The sequence below is a fragment of the Eubacterium sp. SB2 genome (assembly GCF_001244405.1).
GTDB classification, from domain to species: domain Bacteria; phylum Bacillota; class Clostridia; order Lachnospirales; family Lachnospiraceae; genus Faecalicatena; species Faecalicatena contortus_B.
In genome coordinates this window covers 709,069-725,877 of record NZ_LN865152.1, presented here as the reverse complement: position 1 = coordinate 725,877, position 16,809 = coordinate 709,069, and the positions used below count along the sequence as shown (strand labels likewise).

Here is a 16,809-nt window from a genome sequence, read left to right as displayed (position 1 = left end):
GGGATTGAATATGGGGACATTTCCTAGTTGGATGGAAGATGATTATAATAAGATTGCTAATAAAGGTCCGTTATCTACCTTGATTTTTGGACATAGATTTAAGGCCGATCAAACGTTATATGAGTATCTAACTGAATTTCTTTTGGTATTTGTTTCTGCAAAAAACGAAGACTTGCAGGAAGGAAAAATGCAATTCCACGATTTGACGATTGAAAAAAATCTTAGCTATTGGGTAGAGCCCAGAATGGCTTTGCGTAGGTTTATTTTTTATGATAAGGCAAAGAAGAAAGGGGCTATTCCAGCAGATTCCATTGCTTATCGTGAGATGGTAAAACATTTGGTTGATAAAATGGATGTAAACGATAAGGAATTAGCGAAGGAATATGTAGAAGATATTCAAGATCTATTCCATGGATATGCCGCTGTGGTAAGAAATAGATTTTGGGGAGCTCAAACATTGTTGCCTATATGTCCAGAGTTTGTTTTATGCGGAGTTGATCCAACGGAGAAAAAGCGAAAGGATGAGGTAGAGTATCCGAAATCTCTAGATACAAAATTCGATTTCACGAAGCATAACTTTTTGTCGCGTGGAGGAGAACTGTATTACTTGCATTTACTTCAAGGGGTAGAAGGGGACAAAGACAGAAGGGAAAGACTAGAGAAGTTATTAAATGATTTGCTTAATGGATCATGTAAAAAGATATCTAAATTGGCTGGATATGTGCAGGATACATGGGAAGAGCAATATGCTCTTGATAAAAAGGTATTGTCTAAAAGATTAGAGGTGGCTTATATTCCAGCTACTGGATATAAAGAATGTGGAAGCTTTAGTGTGGATGAACTTAATAGTTTTCTTTCGTGTAAATTACATCCGATTACAAGAGTTGAAATCCTGGCAAAGGGTGTAATGTTTCAAATTATGAGAATGATGTCTTGCAGGGTTGCGGATTACCTTGCTAAAGAAAGACCAGCATGGATTGTTGATATGAAGGGTGAAACAACAGATACGGTTAAGAAAATTGCGCACGAATCATTCCGTAATATAGAGTCAGATTTTATGACGGCAATAAATAAAATGGCAAACGAGGTAGGTATTGCAGAAGAAGAACGTATGAAAAAAGTACGTGAGGCTCGTATAAATTCTTTGGATATTTTTAAAAGCAAAGGTAAAGAATTACAGTGTATTATTCCAGTGACAGGTCCTTTTGAGAGATTTAGTCTTTCAGAAGATGTGATTCGCTTTCTGGTGCTTTCATTGGTGGCACCAGGAGATAAAATGACATTAATAATGTTTTTGGAAAAGTTGTATCGTAATTATAGAATAGTAATTGGCCCGGAAGAATATAGACAGAGTCTTGAAAATATAACTATGGATTCGCCTTTGGCAAATAGCTTTGCTGAAAATGTTGTTGCTTTTCAGGGGTTTTTACGTTCGACAGGGTTTTTAAAAGAACTGTCAGATGCGACATCTATTGTGGTGAATCCGTACGAGTCTATTGAGGAGGTAGAGGCATGAAATACGTTGTAAATAGAATTATAGAACTAATATTGAGCAATGAGCCTTCTACCAATAAGGAAACCATGGTTCGCGTGGATGGATTTGATAATATAGCAATCTATGAACAGGTTGCATCAAGAATCACATCATTACTTGGGGAAAAAGGACTGACCGTTGATGTAAGGCTTGCAAAAAACAAGTGGAATTCTTTTAAGAAGAATCCGGATAATACAACAATTTTACAGTCTATGAGACAGCATGAGTGGATTGCAGGAGAGGACAGTATTACCCATTATAGGAATCTTCACACAAGCAATGTTGTAATTCTGATGGGTACCGAGGATGAAGAAGACAAGGGAGGTCTTGCGAATTGTCATAGCATCACACCTGAAATTCTTGTCAAAACATTAAATGGAAAGTATCACCTTGTATTTAATGAAGATTCACTTACAGATCAGGATAATGATTTGATCGATCGTCTATATAAGGATTTATTTGAATATGAGGCAATAGACATTTGTAAGTTGAGTGACATAGCAGATTTTTGGGAAGGCAAGATTACAAACAGTAAGGATTTTATGGAGCTGTTCTTTAGTGGGCTTCCTGCATGGGGATTGCCTTATAGACGACTTGAGTTGCCAAAGCGGAGAGATATTATGGGACGCAAAAATGTACTTGCAGATTGTCATAGATTTATTGTACGTCAGCCGTTTAATAACAAAATGTCAATTGCACAGTATAATAAGTACATGAAAAAAATTGATTATTACAATTCTGGAGAAGCTGAATTGGCAAAATATCCTTCAGATCATGATTGTTGGAATGAGCAAGGGATAAAGGATTATGATGAATTCGCAAAAGTGTTGAAGGAGTTCATTATAGGAGAGAATGTTCAAGAAAATGCAAAGAAGTTACTAGAAGTTGATTATTGTGTTGTTGAAGATGTACTCGATATTGGAATTCCAACAGAAAAGAAACCGCCTAAGGATAAGGTGAAAACATTAGTTGGAGAGCCATTGGAAATCTTTACAAATGCACTTTTTACAACTTTGGCACATATTAAAAATGCAGATATTAGTATAGATAATATAAAGTTTGATTTTACGCAGGCTGAAATCGTGTGTATGTATTCTGAAGTTGAAGATGAAGAAGAAAAGCAGCAATTATTAGAGACATGGAAGGCAATTTGTACTCATTGCGGTGGTGTTATAGAATATCTGAACAAGAGAATGTGGACGGTAAACGAGAATGATGTCACTTTGACTTGCTCCCCTGAAAATTTCTTAATACCAGCACAGGCGTATCATTTTATTGAAGAAGATGTATATGTAAAGCCTGCAGCAGCAAATAAGTCTGTTAGTAAGATTGATTTTTCAACTTGTTATGAGGTTAACGGGAAAAGGTTTCATCATGATTTCCAATGGAAATTTGATACTGCAAATTCTTGGGATAAGAATTTTGGAGAACTATGTTTACAGGATTTCTGCAACAACAAAGATGGAAACTGTATTCCGGTATCAGAAATTTCAAAAATTAATTCTTTAATATTTTCTAAGAGTGAGGAAGAATTCTTTGAACGCTTTAATGAAAGTGACATTAAATTTGATTTTAATCTTACGGATTATGTAGACAAAAAGATACCAATGGATGAGAAGGTTGTATCTGCTAAATTTGATGAAGTGGGAAAAGCGTTTGCTCAATTCGCATATGCTGTTTCAAATGAGGGATTTTACACTTGTATAGAAAAGGATAATTCTGAATTGTCAAGACTTTGTGATGCATATGTAAGTTTAGGTAAATATTTAAGAGGACGAACATTTCCAGAAAACTTAAAGTGGATTTTAGACGCATACATTAATGCTTTTAATATTATAGGAGATGTTAGCGTATTTGAGTCAGAGAAAGAAATTGCGAGTTGCATAGTACCTGCATGGCATCCTGCTACATTGGAAAAATTAAATGATCAAAAGATATTTTTCCTTGATGGGTGTGATGAATGGTGGAATGAAGTACAGAACAATGTTAAAATTTCCGAGAAAGAGATTGCGGATACTCTTACAGATCTTCTTCAAATGAGTATGCTGCAAAGTACACTTGATATTTTCCCTTCTTACGGACAGGTGTATTTTGGAACAATTGCGTCCTACGGAGCGTTTAGTCTATATGGTAGAAATGATATTAAAAACGAGAATCGTTTGAGAGATATGATTCATAAAGATGCTATTTTTGATGATGATTTTGATCGAAAAGAAGTATCTAGATTAAACGATAATGCAAAGATGATTTACAGTGTAATGTCGGGCTATGCGAGAGCTTTCCCCAATTTAGCAGACAATCTTAGCATTGTATTTATAGATCCGTCGGAGTTGCAACCAATTGTAGCAGCAATCTATAAATATATTGAAATAAGAAGAAAAAAGGAAGATCAGGCTAAAATTGATATTTCACTGCGAATTTTAGTAAGACGAGAGAATAAAGGTGGAAGGAATTATCTTGCGTATTGGATGGATGAGTTTTTTTCACAGGATGAAAATGTTAATATTCATACTTATTTGAATGAATGGAATAGTAACTCAGCACTTGAAAAGTTGTTAAATGGAAATAATGATATTGCCTTTGTAATGGATATTCTAAAGGTAAATAATCTTGGCTTTGTATCGTCCTATAATGATACGAGCCTGGCTCCGAGTCAGTGCAGATTTCCGATTGTGTATAAGCCAACACCAATTTCAAACACTTCTGTGAAGAGAACTATTGAACTTTCTCAACCACAGTTTAAAGCTGCCTATGAGCATACTCAAATTGTACGTTACCGTTATAATATGGAAAAAATTCCGGATGGTATGTATATTGCCTCAAAGGAAGTAAGCATTGATACAGATGGACAGGATATTGTTCATTTCCTTCACGAGAAAGCATATTGGGTAGTGTGTGTAGATAGTGGTATGGATGGTGCATTGTTAAGAAGTGATAATTCTCATCAACAAGATTACAACATTATAGGTTTCAGTACCGGTAAAGGTGCATATGGACAATATAATTTGACGATTACTACTAGAAAAACGATTCTTGAAACCATAAGAAAGAAACTGGAAAATCGACTGTATAGCTTGTTTAAGTGGGATAAGGAACAGATAAAGAAGGCTGCACAGCTTTGTATTAACGAAGCAAGTGGTTTGGATGGTATCAGTCTTTTATCTGCAACGAATCCAAAGGATGAAAATGTGCGTGAGTTTATGGCGTATGTTTTGACATCTCTTCGAGAAGAAAAATCAGAAAGTGAGAGTGTGCTTAAGATTGTTGTTAATTTGGATTCCTATAAACATTGGTTTGGAGGCGACATAGATAAGGATGAGGACATTTCTGCTTCTCGTCCGGATTTTATGGTATTAGAAGCATTCTTTACTGATGATGATAAACTTAAGCTAAAAGCAATAGTAACAGAATGTAAGACATCTATATATGCGAATGCTGGACAGCATAAGGAGCATGCTCTTGAACAAGTGGAGAATGGCGTTCGTAGATTGAGTAGGATTTTTAATCCTGAATCGAAGTCTATTAAAAGAAGGTATTGGTTTGCTCAGCTATACCGTGCATTAGCGTTTGCACAAGTTACCTTTAGCAATAATACAGCGGAATTTGCGGAGTTGTCCACAAAGCTTAGAAATGTTCTTGAGGGAAATTACGAAATCGAGTGGAATGGACGGATTCTTGGATTCTGGTTAGATATGCAAGGTGATGAGGAAGTTGAAACAGTTGTAGGCGAAGAAGAAACGTTAATTTATGATATCCCACAAAAGGTAATTCAGTCCCTTTTGTTAAAGAACAACATAGATGGAGTCAAGTATGTGAATATTGATCCCCAAGCTGTTGTTGAAGATGAGGAGCAGCAGGAGAAGATCAGGGAGCGAGAAAAAATTCTTGATGATGAGATAGCTACATCACAGACAGGAAAAGTTAAGAGAATTCAAATGTCAGAAGTTCCTAAACCTTCTGTATCGCTAATGAATGAGGCGGAGCATGTACATGCAGGTGGAGAGAATACACAGCCAGATGTTGAAGAGCCAGAGAAGATTAATACCGAGAATGTTAACGTTGAAGCTTCATCAGATGATAATAATACAAATAATGAAACTAGTAAGGAATCAGTGATGATAAAAGAATCTTCTGATAAGGATCCCCAATTTACAAATGATTCAGAAATTATCAAGGCTGCGGAAAACGTTAATCTTGACGATATTCGTGTGTTAATTGGCAAGAATAAAACTATGTCAGATGTTTGTTGGGAATTTGGAAGTCCGCAGATGGCGAATCGACATCTATTAATAACCGGAACTTCTGGACAAGGAAAAACATATAGCATTCAAACAATGCTATATGAATTAGCAAAGAGCAATATTTCTTCTGTGATTTTTGATTATACGGAGGGATTCCGGCTCGATCAGCTTGAACCAGAGTTTGTAAAAAGTATGAACCACAAGATAAATCAGCATATTGTTAAAATACAAGGCGTACCTATCAATCCGTTTAAAAGGCAGGAACAAGATTTTGCAGGAATGATTATACAGGACACATCAACAGATGTTGCAGGTAGAATTGCAAATATTTTGACACATGTGTATGGCTTTGGCGAACAGCAGTATGCGGCTATTTACGAGGCGACAAGAGTTGGTATGGAGAAATATGGAGATGATATGGATATGAATCATTTCCAACAAGAATTGATTGGGATACAGACCCAAAATGCTTCTGCAAAAACGGTTGTGTCCAAGATGACACCTTTCTTTCATAGCATTGAATTCAACAAGGATGCGGAATTCGATTGGGGCAGTATATTATATGCTCCGGAATCAAAAATGAACATTTTTCAGCTTACGATGATTGATAGAGAAATGCAAGTTATTGTAACCGAACTAATGTTGTGGGATGCTTGGTATTTTACGAAAAATTATGGCTCCAAGGAGAAACCGTTTGTAGTGGTATTAGATGAGGCGCAGAATCTTTCACACAAGGAGAACTCGCCAAGTAAAGCTATTCTTACGGAAGGCAGAAAATTTGGCTGGTCAGCTTGGTTTGCTACGCAATCATTAAAAGTTCTTGCGGACGATGAGGTCGTAAGATTAATGCAGGCTGCATTTAAACTCTACTTTAAGCCTACGGATGAGGAAATTACTAAAATGTCTAAGCAGCTTGATCCGACAAATTCATCGCTCTGGATTGGTGCATTGAAGGCATTAAAAAAAGGACAGTGTATCATAGTGGGTGATCGAAAAAAGGATGATGGAACTTTTGGAGGTACAAAGCCTACAGTAACCAGTATTACATCATTTAAGGATAGGGGTTAGTATGGTAAAACAAGTTAATATGAACTTTCACCAGACCTTTAAGCCAGAGTGTAAGTACATCAGCAGTATCTTAGATATTGCTGATGGAACTTCATGGCTTAGCGTGAAGGATATTTCTGGAATGACAGGAATTCCCCAAGGGGCATCAAGTGGAAAAGTAGAACCACATATTAGTTATGCTGAATATATGGGATTGATAAAAAGTGAAAAAAAAGATAAGCAAATTCAGTTAACAAGGACTGCGTTAGGCGAAAATGTTAGTATGGAGGATCCAGGATTACAAGAGTCTTTAACCAAATTATTGTTACATGCCATGATTTTGCGCCAGGAGGAAGGCGCAAGTATGTGGAGTTCAATTTTTAAAAATATTCTTCCAAAGTATCGTAATGGAATTAAGAAGGATATGCTTATTTTAGAATTGAATCAGATTTACGATAACAAGGTTACAACAAAAAATATTTCTCCATTTTTTGGCTCATATGATGATCTTTTTGCAGAAATAAAAATTTTGAATGTAGAGGATGATGTGGTGAAATGTAATTCTTTTGCATATAATAAGGAATTCATATATATGTATGCTTTGGCATTATGGGCATATTGGGAAGAATATTATCCTGAACAGGAGGAAATATCATCGGTTCAATTTGAAAAAGTGGGATTTGGCAAAGCATTTGGTTGGAATACACAGGTAGAGTACGAAGTGATGGAACATTTAGCAGATAGAGGATTGCTGAGAATGAACCGGCAGTTAATGCCATACACGATTTTGAAACTTACAAATAAGGAAGAGTTAATTAGTAACTTGTATAGTGAATTGTGTTAGGAGGACATTCAGCGTGGAGTTAGGGAAGGTACTAGAGTTTAGAAAAGATCTATATTTTGAGGGTGCGGTTCAGGCAGATTGGTTTTACGTTCAAGAAAAAGCAGCAAAAGTAGCAGAAAACTTTGTGTTTCATGGCAAGCAATATTTTGGAGTTGAGGACCTGGGAATTGGAAATAAAAAAAGAATCGATACAATCAGCTTAGTTGAGGAATTAGCAGAAAAGATGTCAGACGATCATGCCAATGCTCTTACATTGGCGATTGCGGATTATGGAACAGGAAAATCTCATTTGACTGTAACTCTGGGGCAAATTTTTTCTGGAAAAGACTATATGCCGGAAACTTATAATAAGGTGATATCTAATATTGCTAGTATTGATTCTAACGCTGCAAGGCAAATTCAGGCATTAACAGATGAAAGAAATTTCGTTATGGTAATAAACGGAATGAGAGATTTCAATTTGCATTCCGAAATTTTAAAGGCAGCACAGAAAAGCTTAAAATTATATGGATTGTCGGATGATGGATTAAGAAAACTGAATCGGGCCTTAGAAACAGCGGAGACTTTTTTTAATCGTAATGCGTATAATTCTATCTCTTTGTTTGAAGAGAAAGCTAAAGGATTAGGATGGAATGAAAACGGTAATTACTTGATAGAGAAAATTCGCGATAATCTTATTACTGATGAGGTCGCTTTTGATATAGTAAATGCAGTATATACAGAGGTTAATGGACAAGAAATAAGATGGGATGAGGGACTTTCTGCTTCTAATATTCTTGAAATGCTCATATCAGAATATTGTGGTATGAATGGTAGATTTGAACACATTATTCTATTATTTGATGAGTTTGGAAGATATTTAGAATATGCGTCCGGGGTTAATGCTGCCAAATCAGGAGATTCTGCATTACAACAGATTTTTGAAACTGCACAAAATGCAAATAGTGTCTTGCAAGTAATCAATTTTATTCAGTCTGACATCAAGACATATCTGCAGCGTGTGGATCAAACAAAGAATATTAGCCGATACATTGGGCGTTACGATGCCAGTGATAAATATTATATTTCTTCCAATTTGGAAACTGTCTTTGCAAATCTAATTCAACGTAAGGATAAGGATGCTTTCGAACAAAATGTGGTTTCATGGCAAAAATCTCAAGAAGCTCAGTGGAAGAATATATTTGAAAAGTTGAATATATGGCTTGTGACCAAAGGAATGTGGAAGGACTATGCCCTGTTTCGTAAGGTAGTAGTAGAAGGGATTTATCCGATGCATCCACTTTCTACGTTTATGTTGACACAGTTGTCTGATTATTTACAGAATAGGTCTTCTCTGACTCTGATTAGTCAATACATAGAAAATTCCAAGTCAGTAGATGTTTCTAAAGGCGATGTTCTTATTATGCCAGAAATTTTAATGCTTGGAGATTTGTATACAGAAATGCTTGTGGCAGAGCAGGAAGGAAAACAACCTTCACAGCAATGTATTCGCTACGACAATATCTTAAGAAAGTACGGAGATAAACTATCGGAGAAATCACTAGCTGTACTTAGGTCCAACTTGATTCTTAGAATTCTCCGTTTTAGAACGAAAGATTACACAGATGCAAAGGAAGCATTGGCCCTTTGTAGTGGATTTTCTATTGCTGAAATAGAAGAAGAACTCAGATGGCTTGAAAATGAATATGCTGTTTTGGGCTTTGATGATCATGCGGGATGTTTTGATTTTATGGAAGAGTCAAACGGAGCACATGATTTCAAGGTGTTGAAAAAACGTCTTATGGCAGGTGCCTCCATCAATAAGTCTTTATTACAGAATATAAAAATTCAAGAGATTGCAGGCGTATTAGAAAAGCAGACTACTAATTTTGCATTGCAACATAAGATTACAACAAATGAATGGTTGTTTGAACAAGAAATGTATGCAATAGAGCAATTTGATGATATAAGAGTAAAGACATATTTAAAGGAATGGGAGAAGGCAACCAGTTCTACGAATGCTAAGGGGCGGTTGGTATGGCTGTATGTTAATAAGGATACAGAAGCTTCATATGTAGAGCGAGCCGAATTACTTGTAAAAGAGTTTGTTGGGACACCTATCGTTGTTATGCTGCTAAATGATGTTGATAATAGGCTTTATGATACACTGTTAGAGTACGATGTTTTAGACAAATTAGATGACGTAAATCGAAATAAGTATGATCGACATTATCAGGCGGATTATGGACAAGCAGAGAGTAATCTGAAGGATGAGTTTTCTGAATTAAAGAAAAAGAGAATTCATATAGGTTCAGAAGGAATAGAAGAATTGAAAACAAGGATGCCAATGTACCTGACTAGTGTTTTTGAGGATTTATATCCAAATGTGGTTCCGTTCTCATTTGATGGCTTTGTAACAAAAGGAAATAATCTAGGAGGTAAGGGAGGTACTTATTACTGTACAATTATCAAGATGTTGCTTTCTAATTCCGTAAATGAAACAACAATCCACAATTTTGCCAGCGATGTGCGGAATAGAATCGAGGCATTATTGATGACAACAAATGCAACTTCATGGAAGTGTATTGATAAGGAATTCAGAGTGATTCCTCCAGAAGAAAAAAAGGCACGTCAAGTATATGACAAAATCGTAGCAAGCATCACTAATAGTGAGGAATATGCATGTAATGACATCTTTGACACATATTGCCGTCCACCGTATGGCATGAGTGAAGATATTGTTACGCTTATGATTGCAGTTATCTGTGCAAATCTTAGTTATTGTCTACGATTTAGGTATGATGGCTCGATGACAAATATCAACAATTGGAAGGAACTTGTTGTAATTAAGGACAAGAAGATTGATATTGATGTTGTAAAGCATTCCGCTTTTGTAATGGTAGATGCCGGCGCAGTTACCGGGAAGTATATGCGATTTTTTGATAGGGTTCAAACTAATAAGAGTATTTCCGAAGTAGTATTACTTGAAAAGACTCTTGCTAATATGATTGCAGCAGATGAAATTCCGGAAGAACTGAGTACTCAGTATTTGCTTGCACGAAAATATCTAGATTCGGGTAAAAAGGCAATTCATGAGTGGAGGAGTTGCATAGGAGAAATTGATGAAAAACTTGAGGCCGCTATAGAGGAAAATAATTTGTACGAAGCTCTTAAAGGCTTGCAATTGGTTAATGTAGTCCCGTATACGAAGATTTTTAAAGACAATGGATATGAGATAGATGAAGAGCCAAAGTATTCAGTCAAAAGTCTTGCTGACAGTTTGAAAAATGTTGTAGATCAATTAATTGATCCTTATATTGCAAATATGTATTGTAAGTCAGTTGAAGGAGTTAATACATTCAGAAACCACAATACGAAAATGCATACAATGCTTGAAGAGCTTGGTTTTGACGAGTATGCTTTGAAGATTAAAAGGCGTAAGGAAGAGGAACTTGCTAATATAGATGAGATTCGTTCTCGTCAAGAACTTCGAGTCGATTGTGAGAGGTTTTTAGAAAAAAGTCAGATTACTAAGTATGTTACTTATGTAAATATTTGTCTTTATTTGAAGACCGGAAAAGAACTACAGGCAAGAGTACAAAAGTTTGGTGCTGCATTAGGTAAGGATTCTCAGAGAATTAATGACAATATCAATCGTAGAGTAGGTGATTTAGAAAAAAATCGCGACCGTACAAAGAAAGATATGTCAGATATCTGGGATGATCTTTATGAAGTGAAATGCGCTGAAGATGTAGAGGATTTACTAGACAATATTGCTAGTGTTTTGCAGAAAGGGATACCGGCAACAGACCAAGAAGGTTTTGAAGAATTGCAAGAAAATCTACAGGAGTTTCTAAATGACATTAATGCTATTAAAAATGCAACACAATCAAGAATTCAGTATAAAGAGATATCTAAGGCTATGCTTGAAAAATATGAGGAGTCAGAATTTGATTTTGAGGTTCTTCCAATATTGAAAGCAGTTATAACTGATATTAAAAGAGCACTTGATGAAAAAGAGAAAAAGTGGGTAACAGAAGAACTGACTCTGGGTGATAAGAGCAGAAAGGCTGTTCATCATTGGAAGGAAAATTCACAATTTATACCGGATTATTTATCAGAGGAAACGATTGAAAAAGTCAAAAAACTTGATCAAGAGGCAGATGAGCTGATCAAAGAAGGTAAGATAGAGGATGTTATTTTCTATTTTGATAAATTGGATGAGGCAGAAAAGCAGGAGTGTATACAGAGATTACAAGGCAGATTAAATAGATAACATGATGACGTCGTAACACTTTTGTGGGGAGGAACAATTAATTTAGTATCGGTTGAGCAGGCAAAATTGATGGATAAGAATCAGGTGATATATATGTACTGCGGCAGAAGTGAAAACAGAGATTATGACGAATAGGAAAAATCCGGTAGCCAGCGCGGCGCTGATGACCGGAAGTTTTCTTATAACAAATTCTTTACCTGCTCCTGCCAATCCTTTATCAGTGTTTCCGGTGCCAGTATTTTCATATCGTTTCCAAAGGTGAAGAGCCAGCCCCAAAAGGTCGGGCTTTTCTGAATCTGGGCAGTGGCAATACAGGAATTGTCATCCTGGCGGATCATTTGCGTCTGTTCGCCGAACTGATCATAAATAACTCCAATGAGTTTATTAGAGACTTGTAGGACGGCATTTTCAACCGGTCCGCCATACATGCTGAAGGCCTGGCTGGTAAAGCTGGGAACATCAGAAGAGTGGATGAGTGCATTTTCGTGTACCGGATCGTCGATGACATCAACACCTTTCATGCGATCCAGGCGGTAGTTGGTGATGGCGACGTATTTGGAACTGAAGCACATGAGATAATAATTGTTGTTATTGAAAATGAGTGCCATTGGATCCACTTCGTAGCGTTTTTTATTCTTGCGATAGACGCGTTCCAGGCGTTCATATAAATCGTAAGCGCTTAATTTTCAGCCATGATAGAAAAAAAACCGACTACTTTTCAGCAGCCGGAGCACCTTGACAATTCACATATGATTGATTTGCATCGTTTGCACGACGTTCTATTTCCGCTTCATTGAAAAGATTCAGCTGCCACGGAATATCAAAGGTGCGTTTTTCACTGGAAGATCCAAACAGCTTTTTGCGGAGAATGTCTGCTTCTTCTTCAGGTTGTCCCTTTCCTGAACAAGGTTCGCTTTCCGTTTATTGGCCGCATCGACAGTTGTTTGAAATGTTTTTATCATTTTTCTAAGCTCATTGATCATGTCTGTATATTCCGACAGATGCACTGCACCATGTGCACGGAGTTTCAGAACCACCTTCACGGAGACTGTACCACTGCCTGATTATCGCTAATCCAGTGCACTTCATTCTGAAATGCAGTGCATGTCATTCCGGAATGAGTGCAGTTGTTTATTTAGTATTCTGGCGGAATATTAATTCCGTTTTCTCTGAGAGTTTCTTGGAGTAAATCTATATACTCTCGTTGATGCTGGATTTCAATCCAGTTATTATGGCATAATTCATTCGCTTCTTCTAATTCATGGCGAGTGATTTCATAATCAGTCCATCGGATGCATTTGTGTTCTTTACTGAAAGCACAATAATCAGTCATGGGCACCACCTTTCTGGCTGGCAGCCTTAAGACCGTGACGTTCTCTTATGGAGATGCGCCCATCAATTAGGACTTGATAAGAATTGTGTATGATGCGGTCCATGATCGAATCAGTAATCGCACTGTCATACTCTGGATCCGTAGAATTAGGATTCAGGCGTGAATACCGGTCATCAGATTCATACTGTGTGCAAAAGATGATCGATCCATCTGTACAACGTGCTTCAATTATTTCAAGCAGATAGTAGGATTCCTGTGGTGTCAATGGACGTATTAGCCATTCATCCAGAATGAGAAGATCCATTTTTTTATAGGGCTTTAGCAGCTTTTTCAGTGTCCTACTTCCTTTGGCGACATTCAGTTCGTCCAGAATTTCAGGCATTTTTATGTAGCAGACTGATTTGAACTTACGGCAGGGACACAGAAGCCGGATTATTCATGGTCGTGGGATTGAATTATGTGAGCTTTTAGAGGCTTTTGTGTAGGAGGGAATGTATGTTTAAGAATGACCATGCTTATTTTAACATGACAATGAAAACAGAAGAGGCAAAAGCCCTGCTTTCTAATTATAATTGTTCTTTGGAAAAGAAAATTCATGCCGATGCAGTAAGGTATTATAATCAGATTTGCAAAAATATGAGATTACGTGTTGAGGGCAACTATATAAAACCGATCAATACATTTATCAGAACTACTAAAACGTTTGAAAATCGTGAGAATTTTGGCTTTATCGTCATGGGTATTAATTGCATTCTTGTTGAATTATATTTTGAATTAATCAATGGGTATGATGAGTCAATCGATGGCGGAAATCATATCGTAGATGCATATAAAACAGTTTTGCCACAATTAGATTCTGAGATTTCTATTGCTGATGCTCAAAAGTTCTACAAAGGGATTCGTTGTGGAATAATTCATCAAGGTCAAACAAAGGAAAATACTGCCATTACATTTGAGCAGGATTGTATTGTGGAACACAATGGTGAGTATTATTTGTGCAATCCAGAATCGTTGTTTAGGGAATTGCAAAAGCTATATGCATCATACTGGAAAAATATATCCGAAAAAAGTTATGATGAACCTCTTGCTCAGAAAATGATTTATAAATTCACCAAGATACTCGAACATGACACCATAGTTGAATAGCTAAGAACACCAGCTTAGCCAATCTTGCTTTGACCATATAATGCTCTGCTACCGTTATCATAAATTAGGTAGAAATTATTTGTTGATTTTCATGTTGGAAATCCCTGCCAGTATTCGAAGACCCAGAGATTATTAATAGATTTTCCAGGAAATGCATCCAAAGGTTGTGCCGCATATTGAGAATGAAATGTACTGGCGATGAAGAAATACAAGAAGTTTCATACAAATCAGCCCTTGTCGGAAACCCCCTCTCACGTTTTTTATGATATACACTCTGTGCGAATATTGTGAATGCAGGTATGAATGTGAAAAGGATGCAATATCTGATAGGACATTCTGATGCAGTATTTCACTGAACGTTTATATTCATGCAAGTTATGACCGGACAGCGGAGTAGATGACAAAAATCATAGATATTCAGGAAGCCAAAACATTGGATATGGTAAGAAAGAATGTAATTAATACATCATTTACGATACCATTTGCCCGGTAATTTACGCAGATTTATGTAGATATGCGTAGGGAGGGGCAAAAACAGAAAATCAAGAAAACGCCGGAAAGCCAGTAATTACAGGCATTTGAAGGCTTATGGATATAAAATTATGATTAAGATACTATTCGTCTGCCACGGCAGAATATTGAAAAGTCCCGGAAAAGCCTGTAAAATCAATAGTTACACGGAGCAATCGAGCGCTTACTACACCAATACTATACCATTTTGGGGAAAGAGTCTTGAATGACAGGAACAATAAAATAACGATTTTATAACCGATTTATAACTTTTGGAAAGCATTCTGATATGATAAAATAAAGTAACAGGAGAAAAGCAATGGCTGATAGAAAAGATATTGTGCTATTTGAAACGAAAGATAAAAAATCTTATTACCAGTATCAATAGAAAACGATACAGTATGGCTAAGCGCTAATCAATTGTCACGTTTATTTGAGCGAGATGAAAAAACAATAAGAAAACATATAAATAATGTTTTCACAGATGAAGAGCTGGACAAGGAGAACAACACGCAAAAATTGCGTGTTGATGGAGTCAAACAAACAGTCCCATTTTATACATTAGATGTCATTATCTCGGTTGGCTATCGTGTAAAGTCCAAAAGAGGTGTTGAATTCCGGCGTTGGGCGAATTCTATTTTAAAAGAGTACATAATCAAAGGTTACGCTGTAAATCATAATCGTATGAATCAGCTAAATGAGGTAATACGTGTTATGAAAAGGGTAGAAACCAGACTTGATACAAAACAAGTGTTGACGGTGGTTGAAAAATATAGTCAGGCGCTGGAACTTTTAGATGCTTACGACCATCAGAATATGAGCCGTCCAACTGGAAACAAGGCAACCTATGTCTTGACGTATGAAGAATGTAGAGAAGTAATTAACAGTATGAAATTTGGTGACAGCAGTTCTCTTTTCGGAAATGAAAAAGATGATTCCTTTAAGGGGAGTATTGGGGCAATTTATCAGAGTTTTGCAGGTGAAGATTTGTATACCTCTCATGAAGAAAAAGCTGCAAATCTTCTATATTTTGTGACAAAGAATCATAGTTTTTCTGATGGAAATAAAAGAATAGCAGCTACAATGTTTCTTTATTTTTGGGACAAGAATAATGTGTTGTTCAAAAATGGAGATAAATTGATAGACGATCACACACTTGTTGCTCTTACAATAATGATTGCAGAATCCAATCCGGAAGAGAAAGAAATGATGGTGAGTGTGATCATGAATTGTATAAAAGGGTGAAATTGAATTACGATCAGTGTTGATTTAGTAAAATGAATACTACTATTACTACTCCATTTGCCCGTGAATTTGTGTAGATTTATAAAGAAAGCGTAAGTTTTAGGCAAAACACGAAAAATGAAAAACACCGGAAAGCCCGTAATATCAAGGTTTGAAGGCTTATGAAAGGATATAAAAGATATGATAAAAATACTATTCGTCTGCCACGGCAACATCTGCCGTTCCCCCATGGCAGAATTTGTTTTCCGCGACATGGTCCAAAAGAGAGGCTTACCCAATTCATTTTCCATAGCCTCAGCAGCAACAAGCCGCGAGGAAGAAGGCAACCCAGTCCATCACGGAACGGTCCAAAAGTTAAAGACCCAAGGCATCAGTACAGCCGGCAAATATGCAGTCCAAATGCAAAAGAAGGATTACGCTGCATACGACTACATCATAGGCATGGAGTACCGCAATATCCGCAACATCCACCGCATCATAGGATCCGACCCAGACCACAAGGTACACCGCCTTCTAGACTTTACCGTCAATCCCCGTGATATTGCCGACCCCTGGTACACAGGTAATTTCGACAGAACATACGACGATATAGTAGAAGGATGCGAAGGCCTGCTGTTACATATCCTGGAAAATGACAAAATATAGCTGCGAGAC

At 36.7% G+C, this 16,809-nt stretch carries 10 protein-coding genes and 1 pseudogene; 7 read left to right on the top strand and 4 right to left on the bottom strand.

Features of this window, described 5'->3' with window-relative positions; translation table 11 throughout:
- The first annotated feature begins 10 nt into the window (after positions 1 to 10).
- From BN1938_RS10720 to BN1938_RS10705, 4 genes are read left to right on the top strand one after another with little or no spacing between them, the layout of a single operon-like run.
- Entirely contained in the window at positions 11 to 1,516 is a 1,506-nt protein-coding gene (locus BN1938_RS10720) for a hypothetical protein (protein WP_050640578.1), read from the top strand.
- Positions 1,513 to 6,843 carry an ATP-binding protein gene (locus BN1938_RS10715; protein ID WP_050640577.1) on the top strand — a complete coding sequence of 1,777 codons (5,331 nt, stop codon included), beginning with the start codon at positions 1,513 to 1,515 and terminating at the stop codon, positions 6,841 to 6,843. The genes BN1938_RS10720 and BN1938_RS10715 overlap by 4 nt, the downstream gene beginning before the upstream one ends.
- 1 nt (position 6,844) lies before the next feature.
- Entirely contained in the window at positions 6,845 to 7,666 is an 822-nt protein-coding gene (locus BN1938_RS10710; RefSeq protein WP_050640576.1) for a hypothetical protein, read from the top strand.
- Between the two features lie 13 nt (positions 7,667 to 7,679).
- Positions 7,680 to 11,921 (top strand): hypothetical protein, encoded by a 4,242-nt coding sequence (locus BN1938_RS10705; RefSeq protein ID WP_050640575.1) that lies wholly within the window; start codon positions 7,680 to 7,682, stop codon positions 11,919 to 11,921.
- A gap of 179 nt (positions 11,922 to 12,100) precedes the next feature.
- On the opposite strand, the gene BN1938_RS10700 is transcribed toward BN1938_RS10705, so the two are convergent.
- The 4 genes and pseudogenes from BN1938_RS10700 to BN1938_RS10685 all read right to left on the bottom strand — a co-directional run bounded on the left by BN1938_RS10700 (position 12,101) and on the right by BN1938_RS10685 (position 13,678).
- Positions 12,101 to 12,577: a WYL domain-containing protein gene (locus BN1938_RS10700; RefSeq protein WP_255350416.1), complete on the bottom strand. Its 477-nt coding sequence runs from the start codon at positions 12,575 to 12,577 to the stop codon at positions 12,101 to 12,103.
- A gap of 121 nt (positions 12,578 to 12,698) precedes the next feature.
- A pseudogene (locus tag BN1938_RS23920) lies at positions 12,699 to 12,794 on the bottom strand (hypothetical protein); the annotation flags it as partial.
- A 262-nt stretch (positions 12,795 to 13,056) separates the two neighbouring features.
- Positions 13,057 to 13,254: a mobility-associated LCxxNW protein gene (locus tag BN1938_RS10690; protein WP_050640572.1), complete on the bottom strand. Its 198-nt coding sequence runs from the start codon at positions 13,252 to 13,254 to the stop codon at positions 13,057 to 13,059.
- Positions 13,247 to 13,678, bottom strand: a complete 432-nt coding sequence (locus tag BN1938_RS10685; RefSeq protein WP_255350415.1) for an ATP-binding protein — start codon at positions 13,676 to 13,678, stop codon at positions 13,247 to 13,249. Before BN1938_RS10685 ends, BN1938_RS10690 begins: the two co-directional genes overlap by 8 nt.
- A 71-nt stretch (positions 13,679 to 13,749) precedes the next feature.
- Between BN1938_RS10685 and BN1938_RS10680 the strand changes: the two genes are divergently transcribed.
- From BN1938_RS10680 to BN1938_RS10670, 3 genes are all read left to right on the top strand, one after another.
- Complete coding sequence (locus BN1938_RS10680) at positions 13,750 to 14,400, top strand: hypothetical protein (RefSeq protein WP_050640570.1); 651 nt, start codon at positions 13,750 to 13,752, stop codon at positions 14,398 to 14,400.
- Positions 14,401 to 15,330: 930 nt separating this feature from the next.
- The gene (gene rhuM, locus BN1938_RS23080; RefSeq protein ID WP_242843837.1) at positions 15,331 to 16,155 is read left to right on the top strand and encodes a type II toxin-antitoxin system death-on-curing family toxin; all 825 of its coding nucleotides are present in this window, start codon (positions 15,331 to 15,333) and stop codon (positions 16,153 to 16,155) included.
- Between the two features lie 180 nt (positions 16,156 to 16,335).
- Positions 16,336 to 16,800, top strand: a complete 465-nt coding sequence (locus tag BN1938_RS10670; protein ID WP_050640568.1) for a low molecular weight protein-tyrosine-phosphatase — start codon at positions 16,336 to 16,338, stop codon at positions 16,798 to 16,800.
- The last annotated feature ends 9 nt before the right edge of the window (positions 16,801 to 16,809 follow it).

Coding starts and splice junctions, on each gene's coding strand:
- BN1938_RS10670 (WP_050640568.1), top strand. CDS start 16,336: ATGATAAAAATACTATTCGTCTGCCACGGCAACATCTGCCGTTCCCCC.
- BN1938_RS10680 (WP_050640570.1), top strand. CDS start 13,750: ATGTTTAAGAATGACCATGCTTATTTTAACATGACAATGAAAACAGAA.
- BN1938_RS10690 (WP_050640572.1), bottom strand. CDS start 13,254: ATGACTGATTATTGTGCTTTCAGTAAAGAACACAAATGCATCCGATGG.
- BN1938_RS10720 (WP_050640578.1), top strand. CDS start 11: ATGGGGACATTTCCTAGTTGGATGGAAGATGATTATAATAAGATTGCT.
- BN1938_RS10710 (WP_050640576.1), top strand. CDS start 6,845: ATGGTAAAACAAGTTAATATGAACTTTCACCAGACCTTTAAGCCAGAG.
- BN1938_RS10715 (WP_050640577.1), top strand. CDS start 1,513: ATGAAATACGTTGTAAATAGAATTATAGAACTAATATTGAGCAATGAG.